Source organism: Bacillus sp. OxB-1 (assembly GCF_000829195.1).
Classification (GTDB): domain Bacteria; phylum Bacillota; class Bacilli; order Bacillales_A; family Planococcaceae; genus Sporosarcina.
Genome location: NZ_AP013294.1, coordinates 2174655 through 2193927 on the forward strand (window position 1 = coordinate 2174655; position 19273 = coordinate 2193927).

General features: G+C 50.1%; 15 protein-coding genes. All 15 read left to right on the top strand.

Going from position 1 to position 19273, the window contains the following annotated elements; all coding sequences use genetic code 11:
* The first annotated feature begins 61 nt into the window (after nucleotides 1–61).
* Nucleotides 62–2179, top strand: coding sequence for a polyribonucleotide nucleotidyltransferase (pnp, locus tag OXB_RS10640; protein WP_041074148.1), 2118 nt, complete (start codon nucleotides 62–64; stop codon nucleotides 2177–2179).
* A gap of 87 nt (nucleotides 2180–2266) precedes the next feature.
* Nucleotides 2267–3490, top strand: a complete 1224-nt coding sequence (locus OXB_RS10645) for a M16 family metallopeptidase (protein WP_041074150.1) — start codon at nucleotides 2267–2269, stop codon at nucleotides 3488–3490.
* 82 nt (nucleotides 3491–3572) lie between these two features.
* Nucleotides 3573–3848: a YlmC/YmxH family sporulation protein gene (locus tag OXB_RS10650; protein ID WP_041074152.1), complete on the top strand. Its 276-nt coding sequence runs from the start codon at nucleotides 3573–3575 to the stop codon at nucleotides 3846–3848.
* Nucleotides 3838–4614: a hypothetical protein gene (locus tag OXB_RS10655; protein WP_041074154.1), complete on the top strand. Its 777-nt coding sequence runs from the start codon at nucleotides 3838–3840 to the stop codon at nucleotides 4612–4614. The genes OXB_RS10650 and OXB_RS10655 overlap by 11 nt, the downstream gene beginning before the upstream one ends.
* Before the next feature lie 12 nt (nucleotides 4615–4626).
* Entirely contained in the window at nucleotides 4627–5217 is a 591-nt protein-coding gene (locus OXB_RS10660; protein ID WP_041074156.1) for a dipicolinate synthase subunit B, read from the top strand.
* A 137-nt stretch (nucleotides 5218–5354) separates the two neighbouring features.
* The gene (locus OXB_RS10665) at nucleotides 5355–6392 is read left to right on the top strand and encodes an aspartate-semialdehyde dehydrogenase (RefSeq protein WP_041074158.1); all 1038 of its coding nucleotides are present in this window, start codon (nucleotides 5355–5357) and stop codon (nucleotides 6390–6392) included.
* A gap of 20 nt (nucleotides 6393–6412) precedes the next feature.
* The gene (gene dapA, locus OXB_RS10670) at nucleotides 6413–7318 is read left to right on the top strand and encodes a 4-hydroxy-tetrahydrodipicolinate synthase (protein ID WP_041074160.1); all 906 of its coding nucleotides are present in this window, start codon (nucleotides 6413–6415) and stop codon (nucleotides 7316–7318) included.
* A gap of 584 nt (nucleotides 7319–7902) precedes the next feature.
* Nucleotides 7903–9570, top strand: a complete 1668-nt coding sequence (locus OXB_RS10675; protein WP_041074162.1) for a ribonuclease J — start codon at nucleotides 7903–7905, stop codon at nucleotides 9568–9570.
* A gap of 109 nt (nucleotides 9571–9679) precedes the next feature.
* A complete protein-coding gene (locus tag OXB_RS10680) occupies nucleotides 9680–12022 on the top strand; it encodes a DNA translocase FtsK (RefSeq protein ID WP_041074165.1) in 2343 nt (780 codons plus the stop codon).
* Nucleotides 12023–12150: 128 nt separating this feature from the next.
* Nucleotides 12151–12879, top strand: coding sequence for a GntR family transcriptional regulator (locus OXB_RS10685; protein ID WP_041074167.1), 729 nt, complete (start codon nucleotides 12151–12153; stop codon nucleotides 12877–12879).
* Nucleotides 12880–12927: 48 nt separating this feature from the next.
* Nucleotides 12928–14004, top strand: a complete 1077-nt coding sequence (locus OXB_RS10690; protein ID WP_041074169.1) for a BMP family lipoprotein — start codon at nucleotides 12928–12930, stop codon at nucleotides 14002–14004.
* A 218-nt stretch (nucleotides 14005–14222) separates the two neighbouring features.
* Nucleotides 14223–15794 carry an ABC transporter ATP-binding protein gene (locus OXB_RS10695; RefSeq protein WP_041074170.1) on the top strand — a complete coding sequence of 524 codons (1572 nt, stop codon included), beginning with the start codon at nucleotides 14223–14225 and terminating at the stop codon, nucleotides 15792–15794.
* Nucleotides 15784–16830 (top strand): ABC transporter permease, encoded by a 1047-nt coding sequence (locus tag OXB_RS10700; protein ID WP_041074171.1) that lies wholly within the window; start codon nucleotides 15784–15786, stop codon nucleotides 16828–16830. The genes OXB_RS10695 and OXB_RS10700 overlap by 11 nt, the downstream gene beginning before the upstream one ends.
* 1 nt (nucleotide 16831) lies before the next feature.
* On the top strand, nucleotides 16832–17791 hold the full coding sequence (locus tag OXB_RS10705) for an ABC transporter permease (protein WP_041074173.1): 960 nt from the start codon (nucleotides 16832–16834) through the stop codon (nucleotides 17789–17791).
* Nucleotides 17792–17991: 200 nt separating this feature from the next.
* A complete protein-coding gene (gene yfmF, locus OXB_RS10710; RefSeq protein ID WP_041074174.1) occupies nucleotides 17992–19272 on the top strand; it encodes an EF-P 5-aminopentanol modification-associated protein YfmF in 1281 nt (426 codons plus the stop codon).
* Nucleotide 19273: the final 1 nt, after the last annotated feature.

The window sequence follows — 19273 nt, forward strand, 5'->3', positions numbered from 1 at the left end:
CTATATGAATACATACATCGTATGCAGGACAAGTTGCAATGCAATGGAGAGGGGTTCAAACATGACAGAAAAAAAGGTTTACACACTTGATTGGGCAGGACGACAGCTGACGATTGAAGCGGGCCAGCTGGCAAAACAGGCAAACGGGGCAGTATTGGTCCGTTACGGCGATACATCGGTCCTATCGACCGCAACAGCTTCAAAACAACCGAAAGCACTGGATTTCTTTCCTCTTACTGTGAACTACGAAGAGCGTTTGTATGCAGTCGGGAAAATCCCGGGAGGTTTCATCAAACGGGAAGGGCGTCCTTCCGAGAAAGCGGTGTTGACGAGCCGTTTAATCGACCGCCCGATCCGTCCCTTGTTTGCGGACGGCTTCCGGAATGATGTCCAGGTGATTTCGCTGGTCATGTCGGTCGACCAAGATTGTTCGTCCGAGATGGCTGCTATGATCGGCTCTTCCCTCGCCTTGTCCATTTCCGATATTCCATTTGAAGGGCCGATCGCCGGTGTCCAAGTCGGACGGATTGATGGAGAGTTTCTAATCAACCCGACGCAGGCACAAATGGAAAAAAGCGATTTGGATCTTGTCGTTGCTGGGACGAAGGATGCCATCAACATGGTGGAAGCAGGGGCAAAAGAGGTCTCGGAAGACACTATCCTCGAAGCGATCATGTTCGGTCACCAGGAGATCATTCGCTTGATCGAATTCCAAGAGAAGATCGTAGCGGAAATCGGGAAGGACAAGATGGAAATTGAGCTGTTCGAGTTGGATGAAACCTTGTCTGCTGCCATTAAAGAACAATGTGAAACGGAATTGATCCAAGCGATTCAAACCCATGAAAAACATGCGCGCGAAGACGCTATCAATGCCGTGAAACAACAAGTGATCGACCGCTATGCCGAAGAGGAAGCGGACGAAGCGACGATGAAACAAGTGAAGGCAATCCTGGATCAGATGGTCAAGGACGAAGTGCGCCGCCTCATCACGGACGAGAAGATTCGCCCGGACGGCCGCAGTCTTGATGAAATCCGTCCACTTGCCTCCGAAGTCGGCATCTTGCCTCGTACGCACGGGTCGGGTCTCTTCACACGCGGCCAGACGCAAGCACTCAGCATTTGTACGCTTGGTGCGCTTGGAGAAGTCCAGATCATTGACGGACTCGGCCTTGAGGAATCGAAGCGGTTCATGCACCATTATAACTTCCCGAATTTCAGTGTCGGGGAAACAGGGCCGATCCGTGGACCGGGCCGCCGGGAAATCGGACATGGAGCCCTTGGAGAGCGTGCCTTGGAAGCTGTCGTTCCGGATGAATCCGAATTCCCGTACACGATCCGCCTAGTTGCAGAAGTGTTGGAATCGAACGGTTCCTCCTCCCAAGCTTCGATTTGTGCCTCCACGATGGCGATGATGGATGCCGGAGTGCCGATCAAGTCACCGGTTGCGGGAATTGCGATGGGACTCGTGAAAAAGGGCGAGAACTATTCCGTCCTCTCCGACATCCAAGGGATGGAAGACCATCTCGGAGACATGGACTTCAAAGTGGCTGGAACTGATAAAGGAATCACGGCCCTTCAAATGGATATCAAAATCGAAGGCTTATCCCGTCAAATTCTGGAAGAGGCGTTGACACAGGCAAAAGCGGGACGGCTCAAAATATTGGATCATATGATGACTGCCATCTCTGCGCCGCGTGAAGAACTTTCGGCGTATGCACCAAAAATCATCATGATTAAAATCAATCCGGATAAAATCCGAGACGTGATCGGACCGGGCGGTAAAGTGATCAACAAGATCATTGAAGAAACCCATGTGAAAATTGATACGGAACAAGACGGTACGATCTATATTTCCTCGCCGAACAACGAAATGAATGCGAGAGCGAAGGAAATCATCGAGAACATCGTCCGGGAAGCAAAAGTCGATGAGTATTACATGGGGAAAGTGAAACGGATTGAAAAATTCGGTGCCTTCCTCGAAATCTTCCCAGGAAAAGATGGACTTCTCCATATTTCCGAAATTGCGGAAGAACGGACGAAAGCGGTGGAAGACGTGCTGAAACTCGGTGATGAGCTCATGGTCAAAGTGATTGAAATCGACAATCAAGGCCGTGTCAACTTGTCACGCAAAGTCGTCCTGAAAGAAGAAAAGGAACGCGCAGAAAAAGAGAAAAACTAAGGTGCTTGATTATAAGCGAACGGATGGAAAGCCCCAACTTACGAAGCTGGCGGCTTTTTGTTCATTGCAGGAATAGGGTGAAAGGAAATGGTGGAGAAAGTAGTCTGCCCGAATGGCGCCCGCATCGTCCATGAAAAGATGGAGCATGTCCGATCGGTCGCCATCGGTATTTGGGTCAAGGCCGGTTCGGGAAATGAACAGCCATCCGAAGCGGGCATCGCGCACTTTATTGAACATATGCTGTTTAAAGGGACTGTCACCCGGACAGCAAAAGAGATTGCGGAACAGTTCGACCGGATTGGCGGGGATATCAACGCATTCACTTCCAAGGAAATGACCTGCTTTTACGCTACAGTACTGCATCCGCATGCCCGGACCGCGGTTTCTGTGCTGGGCGATATGTTCTTCCACTCGCGCTTCGATGAAAAGGAGATCGCCAAAGAGCAATCGGTCGTATTGGATGAGATCGCCGCGGTGGCGGATACGCCCGACGATGATGTAGAAGAGAAATTATGGAGCCTCATGTACCCGGCCCATCCGATCGGCAGGCCGGTCCTCGGGCAAGAGGAAACGATCCGGACTTTCGATGAAAAACGGATCCGGCAGTTTATGGAACGGCATTATACGCCGGAGCGATTAGTCATCTCCATCGCGGGGAATTACGATGAGTCCCTGTTAACCTACATAGCCGATCTGTTCGGTTCTTTCGAAAGGGAACCGCAAGAGGAGATTGGATTGGTCACGGAACCTGTCTTCCATCCAGGAGCTTTGACCCGGATTCGGGATATCGAGCAGGCGCATGTCTGTATCGCTTATCCGGCATTGACCTTGCATGATGAGCGGATTTACGCCTTATCCATTTTGGACAGTGTCATCGGCGGAACGATGTCTTCCCGGCTCTTTCAGGAAGTGCGGGAGGAACGAGGTCTTGCGTATTCGGTCTATTCGTATTACACGACACATGAGGAAGCGGGAGCTTTTCTCATCTATGGAGGCACTTCCCCGGAAAATATGGAAGAGCTGACGGAGACGATCCAGCAGATTGTAGAGGACATTGTCAAAGACGGCGTTACGGCGAATGAACTTCATAATGCGAAGGAGCAATTGAAGGGCGGATTCCTGCTAGGTCTGGAAAGTTCCGAAGCGATCATGCAGCGCAACGGGAGAGTTGAGATTTTATTTCAAAAGCATCGTTCCCCGGAGGAGGTCGTGGCATTGATCGATCAGGTGACTGCAGAGCAGGTCCATCAATTGGCTTCCGGGATTTTTTCAAAGCCGCAAGCGGTTTCGAGAATCTTGCCGCGCGCATAATACGGATAAAACGCAGGAGGCTGTCAGCTTTCCTGCGTTTTTTTCATAGGATGGTAGGAGAAGAGAGAAAGGGGACTGGAGCATGCTGTTATCTGAACTGGCGCAAAAGGAATTGATCCAAGTGGAAGACGGGGTCCGATATGGATTCCTCGGGGATACGGATATGATTTTCAACGGCAAGACAGGAGATATCATCGGATTTGAAATCAAAAAAAGGCTAGGTCGGTTTTCATTCAAGAATCGTCAGGAGGGGGCCGATGAGTATATCCCTTGGGATGAAATCGTCCTGATCGGAGAGCATCGGATCCTATTCGGGAAAACCCGGAGCATGAGCGAGTTGAATTTCGATGACAAATGAAAAATGGCTGTTCATCGGAACGGATGAACGGATTGCCGTCTGCAGCGACATATTCAAGCAAAGAGGATATGATAGTGCGCATTTTAGGACGGACCGCTATACGGAGCCGCTTGGAGATTTGTTGCTCCAGTTGGAACCCGACCATATCGTGCTGCCCGTATTGCAGATGGAAGGGCCGCCGATCCCGGCAGGCCGGCTGGCAAAAGGAAGCCGCCTTTATACAGGAGTGGCGTCGGAGCAATGGATCCGGCCGTTCAAGGAAGCCGGCCACCCGGTCTATTCCTATTTGAAAGAGGAGCAATTCATCTGGGAAAATGCAAGGTTGACCGCAGAAGCGTTCGTCCATGAATATTATAGCCGAACGAAGCGCAGCGTTGCCGGCAAGCATTTTTATGTAGCCGGCTTTGGCAGGGTCGGCAAATTGACCGCCCATGTGCTAGCTTCGCTCGGCGCCAAAGTCACAATCATTGCACGGGCGGAAGCGCAGATCGGAGAGGCGGCGGCCCTAGGCTACGAAACACTTGCGCTCACCGATTCGTTTCTACTGCCTGAAGGGGAGCTCATCAATACGATACCGGTCCAATGGCTTTCCGCAGCTCCACATTCCCGTTCCCACATTTTCGATCTGGCATCTGCGCCCGGATGCCTAAAGAATAGCCCGGCACCTGAATACTATACAGTACTGCTTGGATTGCCGGGCAAACATTATCCCGAGGATGCGGCCATGGCACTTGCCGGGGCGCTCGGAAGGATCTATCGGAAATGAAAGGGGATATAAATGCTACAGGGAAAGCGGATCGGTTTAGGGATTACGGCTAGCCATTGCACGTACGAAGAAATCATTCCGGTCATTGAGTCGTTGAAAACCAATGGGGCGACGGTCGTGCCGGTTATCACCCATTCTGTTTTGACAGCAGCCACCCGGTTCGGGACGGGAGAGGAATGGATAGAACGGATCGAAGGAGTGACGGGGGAGAAGGTGATATCCTCGATAGTCGGTGCCGAGCCATTCGGTCCATCGAACCCCGTGGATTGCATGATCATCGCCCCGATGACGGGAAATTCGATCAGTAAATTTGCCAATGCCGCGACGGATTCTCCCGTCTTGATGGCGGCCAAAGCGACGCTTCGAAATGGCAGTCCTGTCTTGATCGGCATTTCGACGAATGATGCACTCGGATTGAATGCGTCGAATATCGCAAAGCTATTGAATATGAAAAATGTCTATTTCATCCCGTTCGGGCAAGATGACCCATTCAAAAAACCGAATTCACTTATCAGCGATTTCTCGTTGATGGTGCCGGCTGCTGCGGCCGCCTTGGAAAAAAGGCAACTTCAGCCATTATTGATTATGCGACATGACAAATAAAAATACATCCTGCATATAATTCGTAAATATGATATAATTCGACCAATGAACTGCTTAGGATAAGAGGGAGGCCCCCGCAACGATGCGGCATGCAAGATGGCTTCCCCATCCTTCAACTAGCTGAAAGGAAGATAGAGATGAAGAACGTGAATGTTGCAATCGTCGGAGCGACTGGGGCTGTCGGGACGAAAATCCTTGAAAAATTACTTGAACGCAATTTTCCTGCAAAATCGATCAAGCTGTTGGCTTCGAAGCGATCGGCAGGTGTTGAGATAAAGGCAGGCAATCAAACATACACAGTAGAAGAAACGACACCGGAATCTTTCGAAGGGATCGACATCGCGTTTTTCAGCGCAGGCGGATCGATCTCCGAGAAATTCGCTCCGGAAGCGGTGAAGCGGGGTGCGGTCGTCATTGATAATACGAGTGCATTCCGGATGAAGGAAGATATCCCTCTCGTCGTGCCTGAAGTGAATCCTCAAGCGCTTCGGGATCATACGGGAATCATAGCGAACCCGAACTGTTCAACGATTCAGATGGTGGCAGCGCTACAGCCGATCAAAGAAAAATATGGCATCAATCGGATCATCGTTTCGACGTACCAAGCGGTTTCCGGAGCGGGTTCCGAAGCGATCGACGAATTGAATGCTCAAAGTGGACATTTCGACCAGCGTGCGGAGAATGTGGCGGAAATCTTGCCGTCGGCTTCTGCCGAACGCCATTATCCGATTGCATTCAATGCGATTCCTCAAATCGATTCATTCCATCCATCCGGTTCCGGATTCACTTTGGAAGAATTGAAAATGATGAATGAAACGAAAAAAATCTTTGGTGACCAGGAACTTGCGGTCACGGCGACTTGCGTGCGGCTACCGGTCGTGACGGGCCATTCGGAGTCGGTCTATATCCAATTGGACACAGAAGAAGTGACAGTGGAAGACCTTAAAGGTTTGCTGAAGGATGCGCCGGGCGTCGTCGTTCAAGACGACCCTTCCACACAAACGTATCCGATGCCGCTATTCGCGGAAGGAAAAGACGAAGTGTTTGTTGGACGGATCCGGAAAGATCCAGAAGAAGCAACCGGATTCCACCTTTGGATCGTTTCAGACAACCTGCTGAAAGGTGCTGCATTGAACTCCGTGCAAATCGGAGAAAAGCTTCTGGCATCACAATAAACAACGAAGGGCTGATCAAAATGGATATAGGACAAATAGCAACGGCGATGGTGACTCCTTTTACACCGGAAGGGAACATCGATTTCCAAAAAACCGCCAACTTGATCGAACATTTAATTGCCAACGGTACGGATACGCTCGTCGTCTGTGGGACGACGGGGGAATCACCGACCTTATCTGCAGAAGAAGATAAAGAGCTCATCGACTTCACGGTGAAACAAGTCAACAAGCGGATTCCGGTCCTCGCAGGAACAGGTACGAATGATACGGCAGTCTCGGTCCAGTTGACGAAGACGGCAGAATCGCTAGGCGTGGATGGCATCATGCTCGTTACGCCTTACTACAATAAACCGGACCAAAGAGGGCTCTATGCCCATTTCACGCATGTTGCGAAGGAGACGAAATTACCGATTCTTCTATACAACATCCCGGGCCGTTCTACAGTCAATATGGTGCCGGAAACAGTCATCGCGCTTTCCAAAGTGGATAACATCCAGGCCATTAAGGAAGCGAGCGGCGACCTGGAGCAAATGGCAGCCATCATCGAAGGGACGGCGGATGATTTCGACGTCTACTCCGGCGACGATGGATTGACACTGCCGCTGCTATCCATCGGCGGGAAAGGGATCGTTTCGGTTGCCTCCCACGTTGTCGGGAATGAAATGCAGCAGATGATCAACGCCTTCAAGAACGGCAAAACGAAAGAAGCGGCTGATATGCACCGTGCCTTATTACCATTATTCGGAGCATTATTCGCTTCTCCGAACCCGGTTCCGGTCAAATACGCGCTGAATAAAATCGGCGTTCCGGTCGGCGGCGTCCGCCTGCCGCTCATGGCATACGGCGACGTGCATCCGGAATTCGATGCAGTCTGGGAAGCTTTCCAGCAACAAAGCGCACGCTTCTCGGTTCAGAAACCGGTATAATTCAATGACAGTGCCGAGCCTCACTATCCAATCGGATGGCGATGGCTCGGCTTTTTTGTCGTTGGAGCAAATGACTGAATTAATTTAAAAAACATATAAAAGGCCATTGTCATTCAAAAAGGCTTTTTTTGTTTGTACAGAATGCGCTTGTCCCGTATAATGAATCTTAGTTGAAGTGGACGGGAAACCAAATAGGAATTTTAAGAAGTGCGGGAAGTTTGGCTAAAACCGTAAAAATGGGTTTTCGCCATAGACGGGTCTGTCCGGGTTGATGATTTTCATTCCAAGCCGAAGACGGCCTGAAACTTGCCCGGCTTTTTGAACATATGTAAATTGGTTAAAACTTTTGCGTGAATCAGACAGAGTGCAACGTTGATTGGAGTGGAAGGCGGCAACTTCTGCGGGACGTACCGCGGATGGTGCAACTCTATGGGATGCCTGATTGTGCAGAAATTCGGCCTACGAACACTTTGCCGTTCGATTGGCTGCGCCCCGCGGTAAACGGCCGCCCGGAACGGAAATCAACGTGGGTAACCCGGATGCAGTTTTTATTTCAATGTATAGAGGCAATAGGAGGAACTATTTTGACAAAAACCAAAAACGAATTAATAAGAATCATCCCGCTCGGGGGAGTCGGGGAAATCGGGAAGGCGATGTATGTCGTGGAAATCGATGATGAAATGTTCATCGTCGATTCTGGGCTGATGTTCCCGGAAGGCGAGATGCTCGGTATCGATATCGTCATACCGGACATCTCCTATGTCGAGGAGAACAAAGACCGGGTGAAAGGGATTTTCTTGACGCATGGCCATGAAGACGCCATCGGCTCGATTGCCTACTTGCTGCAGAAAGTGCAGGCGCCGGTCTATGGATCGAAACTGACGCTCGCCTTGGCGAAAGAGCATCTCAAACAGATGCCTGCGCCAAATCAGGTGAAATTTTTCGAAGTGACGAATAAAAGCCGCATGAACTTCAAGCAGACACATGTTACGTTCTTCCATACGACGCATAGCATTCCGGATTCGCTTGGAATCGTATTCCATACGAGCGAAGGGGCCATCGTCCATACGGGGGAATTCAAATTCGACCAGTCCGCGAAAGGTAAATACCGCCCGGACGTGGCGAAAATGGCGGGCCTCGGGGAAGAAGGGGTCTTCATCCTCATGTCCGATTCGTCGGAAGCGGAACGTCCAGGCTATACGACATCCGAATCCGTCATCGAGGGGGAACTTTCGAAGACTTTCCATAAGGCGGAAGGCCGCATTTTGGTAGCGCTCTATGCGTCGAACTTCATCCGCATTCAGCAAGTGTTCGACAAGGCGAGCGAAACCGGTAAGAAAGTGGCAGTCGTCGGGAAAAGCTTGGAAAGCTATTTCGAAGTCGGCATGAAACTTGGGTATTTGCATATCGATGATGAAATCGTCATCCCGGTGAAAGACATTGAGAAATATGACGATGATCAAGTCGTCGTCATTGTGACGGGCAATAAAGGCGAACCTCTCGACGCCTTGGAGCGGATTGTCCGCAAGCATCATAAGGATCTCCGCATCAAAGAGACGGATACGATCCTGATCACGTTCACCCCTTCGCCCGGGATGGAAGTCGAGATGTTCCAGACGATGAATGAGCTGGCAAAAGCGGGTGCGACAGTGTTGACCTCCAGTAAGAAGGTCCACGTATCGGGGCATGGCAGCCAAGAAGATCTGAAACTGATGCTGAATTTGATGCGTCCAAAATATTTCATCCCGATTCAAGGCGAATACCGGATGCTCATCGCGCACTCCAAGCTCGCTCAGGAAACCGGTTTGGAAAAGTCGCAAATTTTCATCGCGGATAAAGGCGATATCGTCGAGTTCAAAAATAATAAGATGCGGATGAGCGGCCGTGTGCAGGCGGGCAATGTCCTCATCGACGGCATCGGGGTCGGCGATGTCGGCAACATCGTCCTGCGTGACCGGAAATTGCTGAGTCAGGACGGCATCTTCACGGTTGTCGTCACATTGAGCCGCAAACAGAAACGGATTGCCGCGGGACCTGAAATCGTTTCGCGCGGATTCGTGTATGTCCGGGAATCCGAGGAACTGTTGGAGGAATCCGCCAAGCTGGTCCGCAAGATTGTCGAAAAGTATGTGAATAAAGAGACGTTTGAATGGACAAACATTAAACAAGAGATCCGTGATACGTTAAGTTCTTATCTATTCCAGCAAACGAAGAGAAGACCGATGATCATCCCGATTATCATGGAGTATTAATTTCCAACCAAACAAGGATTTCCTTGCCGTCATTGCGGCGGGAAATCCTTTTTTAGTAAAGTTGTCTGTACATGATCGAAGACCACCTGATTGAGTGAGGAGGGGGAAAATGTCGAAACGGGCGAAGAAAAAGAAAAAGCGTGCTTCTGCGCAAAAAAAGAGTACGGGCAGCTGGAATCCGCTGCTCTATGAAGTCGTCGGCTTAGCGATGATCGGGCTTGCCGTCATCATCATATTTGAATTCGGCGTCGTCGGAAGGAGCCTGGCATCGGTAGGACGGTTCATTTTTGGGAATTGGCATGGCGCCCTGCCGTTACTGTTGATCATCCAAGCCTTGATTTATATGATCAACCGGAAAATGGGCGGATGGAAGAACCGGATTGTCGCGGGCTGTCTATTCATCTTGGCGAGCCTTCTTCTATTCAGTCATATTTATCTTTTCAAAGAGCTCTATGAAAGCCGGGTCCTTATGTCCGATTCCGCTTTGAAGGAGACGTGGAAGGTGCTCATCACGAATGACGGCATCGAGTCGAGGACAGGGGCGTTAGGTGGCGGCATGGCCGGCGCAGTCTTGTTTGCGATGTTCCATTCGCTTCTCGATTCTGCGGGGGCGACCGTAGCGGGTGTATTGTTGCTGTTGATAGGAATTGTGCTACTGACCGGAAAAGCGCTCGTTCCGTATGTCATCGAACAATTCCCGGCAGCTATCGATTCGATGAAAGGGCTGTTTGAGCAGAAGGGAAAGCAGAAACGGAAGAAAAAACAGCCTTCCCGCTCATCGCGCGCTTCTAAAAGATCACTTATCCAAGGAGTGCGTACGGTGCCGGACGTGCCTGATGATGGAGATGTGGAGGAGGAAGCATTGCCGGCTCAGCCAATCATATCCGCTTTCAGCGAACGGATAGAAAAAGTGGAGGAGAAATCGGCAGAGGAGGAGCAGGCGGCAGCTGTGGAAGCGCCCGAGCAACCGAAGCCGGTCGAAATTTCGACCTATACGGGAGTGACCGGGGAAGAGGAAAACGAGTCGTATATCCTTCCGCCGGCCACCTTATTGAAACAGACGCCCCATCATGATCAATCGGAGGAGTATGATTCCATCCAAGCGAATGCCCAGACGCTGGAACGGACATTCCTCAGCTTCGGGGTCAAAGTGCGCGTCACGCAAGTCCATTTAGGCCCGGCTGTCACAAAATACGAGGTGCTGCCGGATACGGGCGTGAAAGTGAGCCGGATCGTCAGTCTGGCGGATGACATCGCCTTGGCGCTAGCTGCGCGGGATATACGGATCGAAGCGCCGATTCCCGGGAAATCGGCGGTCGGCATAGAGGTACCGAACAACGCAATTGCCATGGTGAGCCTCCGGGAAGTGGTCGAGTCGAAAGAGAACAGCCGGCCTGATTCGAAGTTGATGATCTCGCTCGGCCGGGATGTCACCGGGCAGGCGATGCTCGCTGAATTGAACAAGATGCCGCACGTCCTCATCGCCGGATCAACAGGCAGCGGGAAAAGTGTGTGCATCAATGGCATCATCGTGAGCATCTTAATGAGAGCGAAGCCCCATGAAGTGAAACTGATGATGATCGATCCGAAAATGGTCGAACTGAATGTGTATAATGGCGTCCCGCATCTTCTTGCGCCGGTTGTGACCGATCCGCGTAAAGCATCCCAGGCGCTGCAAAAAGTGGTCGCTGAGATGGAGCGGCGCTATGAACTGTTTTCCCACACCGGGACACGGAATATCGAAGGTTATAATGAACATATCGAAGAATGGAACCGGATGAACGATGAAAAGCATCCGCGCATGCCGTTCATCGTCGTCATCGTCGATGAGTTGGCGGACCTCATGATGGTCGCTTCCAGTGATGTGGAAGACTCGATCACGCGGTTGGCCCAAATGGCGCGCGCTGCCGGAATCCATTTGATTATCGCAACACAGCGTCCGAGTGTCGATGTCATCACAGGCATCATCAAAGCGAATATTCCGTCCCGGATCGCCTTTGCCGTATCATCAGCTGTCGACTCGAGGACGATTTTGGATACAGGAGGGGCGGAGAAACTGCTCGGCAGAGGTGATATGTTATTCTTGCCGGCGGGAGTCTCCAAACCTACCCGCGTCCAAGGCGCTTTCGTCTCGGATGCGGAAGTCGAAGCAGTCGTCAATTTCGTCATTGAGCAGCAGAAGGCCCAATACCAGGAAGAGATGATTCCGACAGATGTGGAGGAAGTCCCTCTTCACGAAGAGACGGATGAATTATTTGATGAAGCGGTGCAACTTGTCGTTGAAATGCAGACTGCATCCGTCTCGATGTTGCAGCGCCGTTTCCGCGTCGGCTATTCCAGGGCAGCCCGGATTGTCGACCAGATGGAGATGCGCGGCATTGTCGGCCCTCCGGAAGGAAGTAAACCGAGACAAGTTCTGCTCGATAAAGGAGAATATGACAGTTCGTATTAAAACAGGGATGTTCGCCCTTTCCGAAGAGGAAGCCATTTTACTTGTTGCTTCTATTATTTACTGCATTACAGTGTTATAGTAATGTGGAATGTCAAACATCTGAGGTCTGACCTCTTAGGAGGGTTATGATGGTAGTGAAAGCGGATCAGCGACATCTGTATATACAGGTGATCGAACGATTGAAAAAGGATATTGAAAACGGGGTCTTCAAGGAAAATGAAAAATTCCCTTCCGAATTCGAGTTGGCGAGGTCCCTTGGCGTCAGCCGTTCTACATTGCGGGAGGCGCTTCGGCTACTGGAAGAGGAAAAAGTCATCGTGCGGAAACATGGGGTCGGTACATTTGTGAACCCGAAACCGGTGTTTTCATCCGGTATTGAGCAACTCTCGAGTGTCTCTGCTATGATTCGTGAGGCGGGCATGGAACCGGGTACGATTTTCATGGATATCAATGATACCGAACTGACCGAGGAAAACGGGGACACATTTCCATCCGAAGATGGGGATCGCCTCGTTACAATCAAACGGGTTCGAACGGCGGATGGTGAACCTGTCGTCTATTGCATCGACCAAGTCCTCGCCCGGACGATTTCAGGCGGAGTCGAGCACCTTTGGAACGAATCCATTTTCGATTCGATTGAAAAATCCGGGGATATCCGAATTTCCCAAGCGGTTGCCTATATCGAACCGGTCGGTTATGACGAGGAAGCTTCTTCCATACTCCGATGCGGTGTGGAAATCCCGCTGCTCGCCCTTATTCAACATCATTATAGCGAGGACGGGGAAATGGTCCTTTTCTCAAAGAACTACTTTCGGGCGGATAAATTCAGTTTTCATGTCGTGCGAAAACGGGTATAAGACGTTAAGGCGTCATACTAAATAAATAAAAACAGGGAGGTCCTTTCATTGGGTAAACGGAAATTTGGCCTTGGCCTTTCATTCTTGCTAGCAGCCGGAACGATACTTGGGGCATGCGGTGGAGGGGATAAGGGAAAAGACACCGGAGACAACACAGAAGGGCAGCAGTCAGCTGACGATACTTTCTCGATCGCCATGGTAACCGATGAGGGCGGCGTGGACGACAAGTCCTTCAACCAATCCGCTTGGGAAGGAATCAAACAATTCGGTGAAGAAAATAATTTAGAAAAAGGGACCGGTGGATATGATTATCTACAATCGACAAAAGCGGCCGAGTATATCCCAAACCTGAATAAATTGGTATCACGTGATTTCGATTTGATTTTTGGGATCGGGGCAATGGTGAAAGACGCAGTGGAGGATATTGCTTCGGAACGTCCCGACAATCATTTCGCGTTAGTCGATGAAGTGACGGACATGCCAAATGTGGCAAGCGTCATGTTCAAAGAGCAGGAAGGCGCCTTTTTGGCTGGAGTAGTCGCGGCTAATATGTCGAAATCGGGTAAAATCGGGTTTATCGGCGGCAGGGACTTGCCGGTCATCAAACGGTTTGAAGCGGGATTCCATGCAGGCGCTGAAGCTGTCAATCCGGATATTCAAGTGGAAGTTCATTATACAAATGACTTTACGAAAGCCGACTTGGGGAAAGCGGCTGCCAACTTAATGTACTCTTCGGGCGCTGATATTATTTTCCACGCTGCTGGCGGTACTGGAAACGGCATTTTTTCCGAAGCGAAAGAACGTAAAAAAGCAAATCCGGACGAGTACGTTTGGGTTATCGGTGTCGATTCTGACCAATACGAGGAAGGAAAAGTCGGGGACCAGAGTGTGACGCTGACATCCATGTTGAAACGGGTCGATATCGCTGTTAAAAAAATAGCGGAGCAGGCGCGCGATGGTGAGTTCCCAGGTGGCGACGTGACAACATACGGCCTTGCGGACCAAGGGGTGGAATTAGCGGACTCCCGAGGCGCCATTCCGGAAGAAGTCATGGCTGAAGTGGAAGAATATACGAAGAAGATCATTGACGGAGAAATCGAAGTTCCGGAAATTCCTGAGAAATAACGAAATGGATACCGGGAAGGCCGTGACTTGAATCGGCGGAAATTTAACATTTCGCCGATTCAAGTTCAGCCTCCGACGGATTTTGAAGGCGTTCCATGGAAATCCCGACCGAAATTAATAGAAGAAAGGGTTGCGACCTGCCTTTTCTTGTGTTAATTTGACCTAATCATAGAGGATGAATAAATGGTTTACATATGAATGTCGAGGGAGTGGTGTCGATGGAATACGTAGTGGAGATGCTGAATATCCGTAAGGTATTCGGCAATTTTGTTGCCAATGATAATATCACTCTCCAACTGAAAAAAGGGGAAATCCATGCCCTGTTAGGAGAAAATGGTGCCGGGAAATCGACGCTGATGAATGTACTCTTCGGATTGTACCAGCCGGACGGCGGGGAAATCCGGGTGCGTGGGAATGCGATCGCCATAACCGATCCGAATGTGGCCAATAGCTTAGGAATCGGCATGGTGCACCAGCACTTCATGCTCGTGGAAAATCTGACGGTAACGGAAAATATCGTCCTCGGCAATGAACCGAAGAAAATGGGCATGATCAACGTAAAAGCCGCAGCCAAAAAAGTGGCCGAAATCTCCAAGTTGTATGGGCTCGATGTCGATCCCTATGCGAAAATCGAAGACATTTCAGTTGGCATGCAGCAACGGGTGGAAATTTTAAAAACGCTCTATCGCGGTGCTGACATTTTGATTTTCGATGAACCGACGGCCTCCTTGACCCCGCAGGAAATCCAAGAATTGATTTCCATCATGAAGAAATTGATCGCAGAAGGGAAATCCGTCATCATCATTACGCATAAATTGCAAGAAATCATGGAGGTCTCCGACCGTGTGACGATCATCCGAAAAGGGAAAGGAATCGGCACTGTAGTCACTTCGGAAACCACCCCTGTGGAATTGGCTACGATGATGGTCGGTCGTCAAGTGACGTTTAAAACCGAAAAAGGGCCTCCTCGACCGACGGAAGAGGTGCTGCGGGTTGAAAATTTGGTTGTTGAGGATTACAGGGGCGTTCCCCAATTGAAAGGACTCAATTTATCCGTCCGTAAAGGTGAAATTGTCGGCATTGCAGGGATTGATGGCAATGGACAATCGGAATTGATCGAGGCGATTGCCGGTTTACGGAAGGTGAAAAGCGGCAAAGTGTTTCTCGATGCGGTGGATGTCACGGGGAAAAAACCTCGGGAAATAACGGAAGCGGGCCTCGGCCATATCCCGCAAGACCGCCATAAACACGGACTCGTCCTGAATTTCTCCGTCGGCTATAATGCTGCATTGCAAACGTATTACAAAAAGCCGTTTTCCAAAAACGGCCTGATGAATTATAAAGTTATCTCCCAAAAAGCAAAGGATATCATTGCGGCTTACGATGTGCGTACACAAGGGGAACACGAATTGGTGCGCGCCCTATCCGGGGGGAATCAGCAGAAATTGATCATAGGCCGCGAAGTGGATCGGAATCCTGAATTGCTCATTGCCGCGTTGCCGACCCGGGGACTGGATGTCGGGGCGATCGAATTTATCCATAAACGGCTAATTGAACAACGGGATAATGGAAAAGCGGTCCTGCTCATCTCTTTTGAATTGGACGAGGTGATGAATGTTTCCGATCGAATTGCCGTCATTTATGACGGACAAATTGTGGATACGGTACTGCCGCATGAAACTTCGGAACAAGAATTGGGTCTGCTCATGGCTGGCCATGTCAAAGAAGAGATGATCGTTGTCGGGGATGATGTCGTATTGAAGGAAGGTGACGACCGCCATGTCGAATAGGCTTGTTACTGTACTTGTTCCTATTATCGCCATTATTCTAGGCCTGTTAGTCGGGGCAGTTGTCATGCTGGTCAGCGATTATAATCCTGTCGAAGCGTATATTGCTTTATGGAACGGAATTTTCGGGAGTCCCTATGCTATCGGGGAGACGATCCGCCAAATCAGCCCTTATCTATTGGCAGGTCTTGCAGTCGCCTTCGCTTTTCGGACGGGCCTTTTCAATATCGGAGTCGAAGGCCAGCTCATCGTCGGTTGGTTTGCGGCCACTTTTGTCGGGACTGCAATTGAATTGCCCAAAATCATCCATTTGCCGTTGGCGTTATTGGCTGCCGCTGTGGCGGGCGCCCTTTGGGGGTTCATACCTGGCCTGCTGAAAGCGACTTTGCGGGTGCATGAAGTCATTGTCACGATCATGATGAACTATATTGCACTCCACGTCGTCAATGCACTCATTAAAACGGTTTCAGGAGGCAGCTACAAAACGGAAAAAATTCATCCGACCGCCTCCCTCCGATCGGATTTCCTCCGAAATCTAACCGATTTCTCCACCTTGCATTACGGGATTCTTGTTGCCTTGGCCATGGTGTTTATCATGTGGCTCATCTTGGAAAAAACGAAGACCGGGTTTGAATTGAAATCAGTCGGCTTCAACGAACATGCATCCCAATACGCAGGCATGAATGTGAATAAAAATATTATCCTGTCCATGGTCATTTCCGGCGCCTTCGCGGGTCTTGCAGGGTCAATGGAAGCTCTTGGAACGTTTGGCAACATGGTGCAGCTCGGCGGATTTACCGGAATCGGATTTGACGGGATTGCCGTCGCTCTGCTCGGCGCGAATACGCCACTTGGTGTCATTTTCGGTGCATCCTTGTTCGGCGCCTTGAAATACGGGGCAGGCAACATGCCGAGCGAGGCAGGGGTTCCCGATGAAATCGTATCGATTGTCATTGCGCTGATCATTCTCTTTGTCGCTTCCGGATACATCATTCGGGTTCTGCTCGGCAAGCTGAATAAGCAAAAGGAGGCGAAGTGAGATGAGCTTCTTAGGCTTTTTATACTTTATCGTGCCGATTACAATCGCGTACGCCGCTCCTCTCATTTTTACGGCGATCGGCGGTGTCTTTTCCGAACGTTCCGGAGTTGTCAATATCGGTCTGGAAGGGCTGATGATCATGGGGGCGTTTATCGGGATCCTATTCAACCTGCATTTTGCAGAAACGTTCGGCGCATGGACGCCGTGGCTTGCACTCCTTGCCGCGATGGTCGGGTCGGCTCTGTTTTCCATTATTCACGCAGTCGCATCAATTTCATTCCGGGCGGATCAGGTCGTTTCCGGGGTTGCGATTAATATGCTCGGTCTGGCAGTTGCCTTGTTCTCGGTGAAAATGATTTTTGATAAAGGGCAGACCGATTTCATTCAACAGTACATCCCTTTGATCAATATCCCTTTTTTGAAAGATATTCCGTTTCTAGGGCCATTGTTGTTCAAAGGGCTGTATGGTTCATCCATAGCAGCGATCGCATTGGCTTTCATTTCCTGGTTCGTCATTTATAAAACGCCTTTCGGACTTCGCCTCCGATCGGTCGGGGAGCATCCGATGGCGGCGGATACGATGGGAATCAATGTGACGAAAATCCGCTACATTGCGGTTATCATTTCGGGTGGACTTGCCGGTATCGGCGGCGCAATCTATTCCCAGACGATGACGGGAGATTTTGGACACGCGACGATCAATGGGCAAGGGTTCATTGCACTTGCAGCGATGATTTTCGGAAAATGGCATCCGATCGGTGCAATGGGAGCTGCCTTATTCTTCGGATTTGCTCAAGCGTTGGCAATCAGTTCCACGAACATCCAATTTCTGCAAAGCATCCCCTCGGTGTATTTTAATATCTTGCCGTATGTATTGACGATTTTGGCATTAGCCGGATTCATCGGTCGGGCGAATGCACCAAAAGCGAGCGGTCAGCCATATATTAAAGGAAATCGATGAAAAATTGTTCAATTGAAAGCTGCCCGAATCAGCAGACATCCGGGCAGCTTTTTAATGGCAGTTGATAAATGAATCTGGAATCGGCAGGAGCATGTTCTTAATTTGCAAGCAATCCGGCAAGCTGTAATTTGCCCCAGGCCGCATTTGACATGTATAGTGAAGTGGAGAATCTTCATATTAACAAAAACAGAGGTGTTTATATGTTCAGTAAAGTTATTCTTCAAGAGGGCGTCAATTTATACATCCGTTCACTCGAACAATTCAAAACGATCAATTTTTCGGTGAAATGGAAGACCGAACTGGACTCCGAAAAGGCGGCGAATCGCGCCGTCCTGGCGAATGTGCTCCAGGATTCAAACGGCAAATACCGGACGCAGAGCGAGCTGCGAAACACATTGGATGAGCTGTATGGAACCGTCCTGTTTACGGACGCGACGAAACGGGCCAATACACATATCATGTCCCTTTACGCCGAATGTGTGAACGATGAGTATTTGACAGGCGACACTGTGCTCGATGAAGTGTTGGATTTATTGCATGCGGTTATCTTCAACCCGAATTTCGTCGATGGCAAGTTTGATGAGTCGGTCGTGAACCGTGAAAAACGTTCCGTGAAAGAACGGATTCGTTCGGTGTATGACGATAAGACTCGTTTCGCCCAAAAGCGCATGCTGGAACTGCTGCGCCCTGATAGCCCGGTCTCGACTTCTTCCTATGGGACGGAAGAGGAAGTGGAAGCAGTTACGGCTGATGGGTTGCTGGAGGCATATAACAGCATGTTGCAAAACGATGAAATCAACATTTACATCGTCGGCGATATCGATGAAAAGAAGATGACGGAAAAGATCAAGAAGTTGTTTCCGTTTGAACCGCGGACTGTGCGGAAAAATGACGAGGAAGCGGCTGCTCCTGGCGCGACGCAACAGAAATCGGAAGTCCGGAACGTGAAAGAAAAACAGGATATGAAACAGGGGAAACTGCATCTCGGCTTCAGCACTCCAATTGTCTTCACACATCCGGATTATTTGAAAATGCAAGTGACGAATGGCGTGTTCGGCGGCTTTGCGCATAGTAAGCTGTTCATGAATGTCCGCGAAAAAGAGAGCATGGCGTATTACGCGTCCAGTTCATACTCTGCGCATTACGGCTTGGTCTATGTCATGGCCGGAATCGATGCGGAGCTTGAAGAGAAAGCGGTCAAACTGATCAATGAACAACTCGACGCCTTGCAGCGAGGGGAAATCACGGATTTGGAGATCGAACAGACAAAAGCGCTGCTGACGAACAGCGTCAAGAGCACGTTCGACTCGGCAAGGGGACAGATCGAAGTGTTTGATCAGTACAAAGAATTGAATGATGATTTCACTGCCGATTTCCTCATCTCCGGCTGGGAGGCCGTCACAAAAGACGATATTCAAAAAATGGCATCCGAAATCACGTTGGAAATCGTGTATCTGCTGTCCGGCAAGGAGGCCGCTTGAC

Coding starts and splice junctions, on each gene's coding strand:
- pnp (WP_041074148.1), top strand. CDS start 62: ATGACAGAAAAAAAGGTTTACACACTTGATTGGGCAGGACGACAGCTG.
- OXB_RS10645 (WP_041074150.1), top strand. CDS start 2,267: ATGGTGGAGAAAGTAGTCTGCCCGAATGGCGCCCGCATCGTCCATGAA.
- OXB_RS10650 (WP_041074152.1), top strand. CDS start 3,573: ATGCTGTTATCTGAACTGGCGCAAAAGGAATTGATCCAAGTGGAAGAC.
- OXB_RS10655 (WP_041074154.1), top strand. CDS start 3,838: ATGACAAATGAAAAATGGCTGTTCATCGGAACGGATGAACGGATTGCC.
- OXB_RS10660 (WP_041074156.1), top strand. CDS start 4,627: ATGCTACAGGGAAAGCGGATCGGTTTAGGGATTACGGCTAGCCATTGC.
- OXB_RS10665 (WP_041074158.1), top strand. CDS start 5,355: ATGAAGAACGTGAATGTTGCAATCGTCGGAGCGACTGGGGCTGTCGGG.
- dapA (WP_041074160.1), top strand. CDS start 6,413: ATGGATATAGGACAAATAGCAACGGCGATGGTGACTCCTTTTACACCG.
- OXB_RS10680 (WP_041074165.1), top strand. CDS start 9,680: ATGTCGAAACGGGCGAAGAAAAAGAAAAAGCGTGCTTCTGCGCAAAAA.
- OXB_RS10685 (WP_041074167.1), top strand. CDS start 12,151: ATGGTAGTGAAAGCGGATCAGCGACATCTGTATATACAGGTGATCGAA.
- OXB_RS10695 (WP_041074170.1), top strand. CDS start 14,223: ATGGAATACGTAGTGGAGATGCTGAATATCCGTAAGGTATTCGGCAAT.
- OXB_RS10700 (WP_041074171.1), top strand. CDS start 15,784: ATGTCGAATAGGCTTGTTACTGTACTTGTTCCTATTATCGCCATTATT.
- OXB_RS10705 (WP_041074173.1), top strand. CDS start 16,832: ATGAGCTTCTTAGGCTTTTTATACTTTATCGTGCCGATTACAATCGCG.
- yfmF (WP_041074174.1), top strand. CDS start 17,992: ATGTTCAGTAAAGTTATTCTTCAAGAGGGCGTCAATTTATACATCCGT.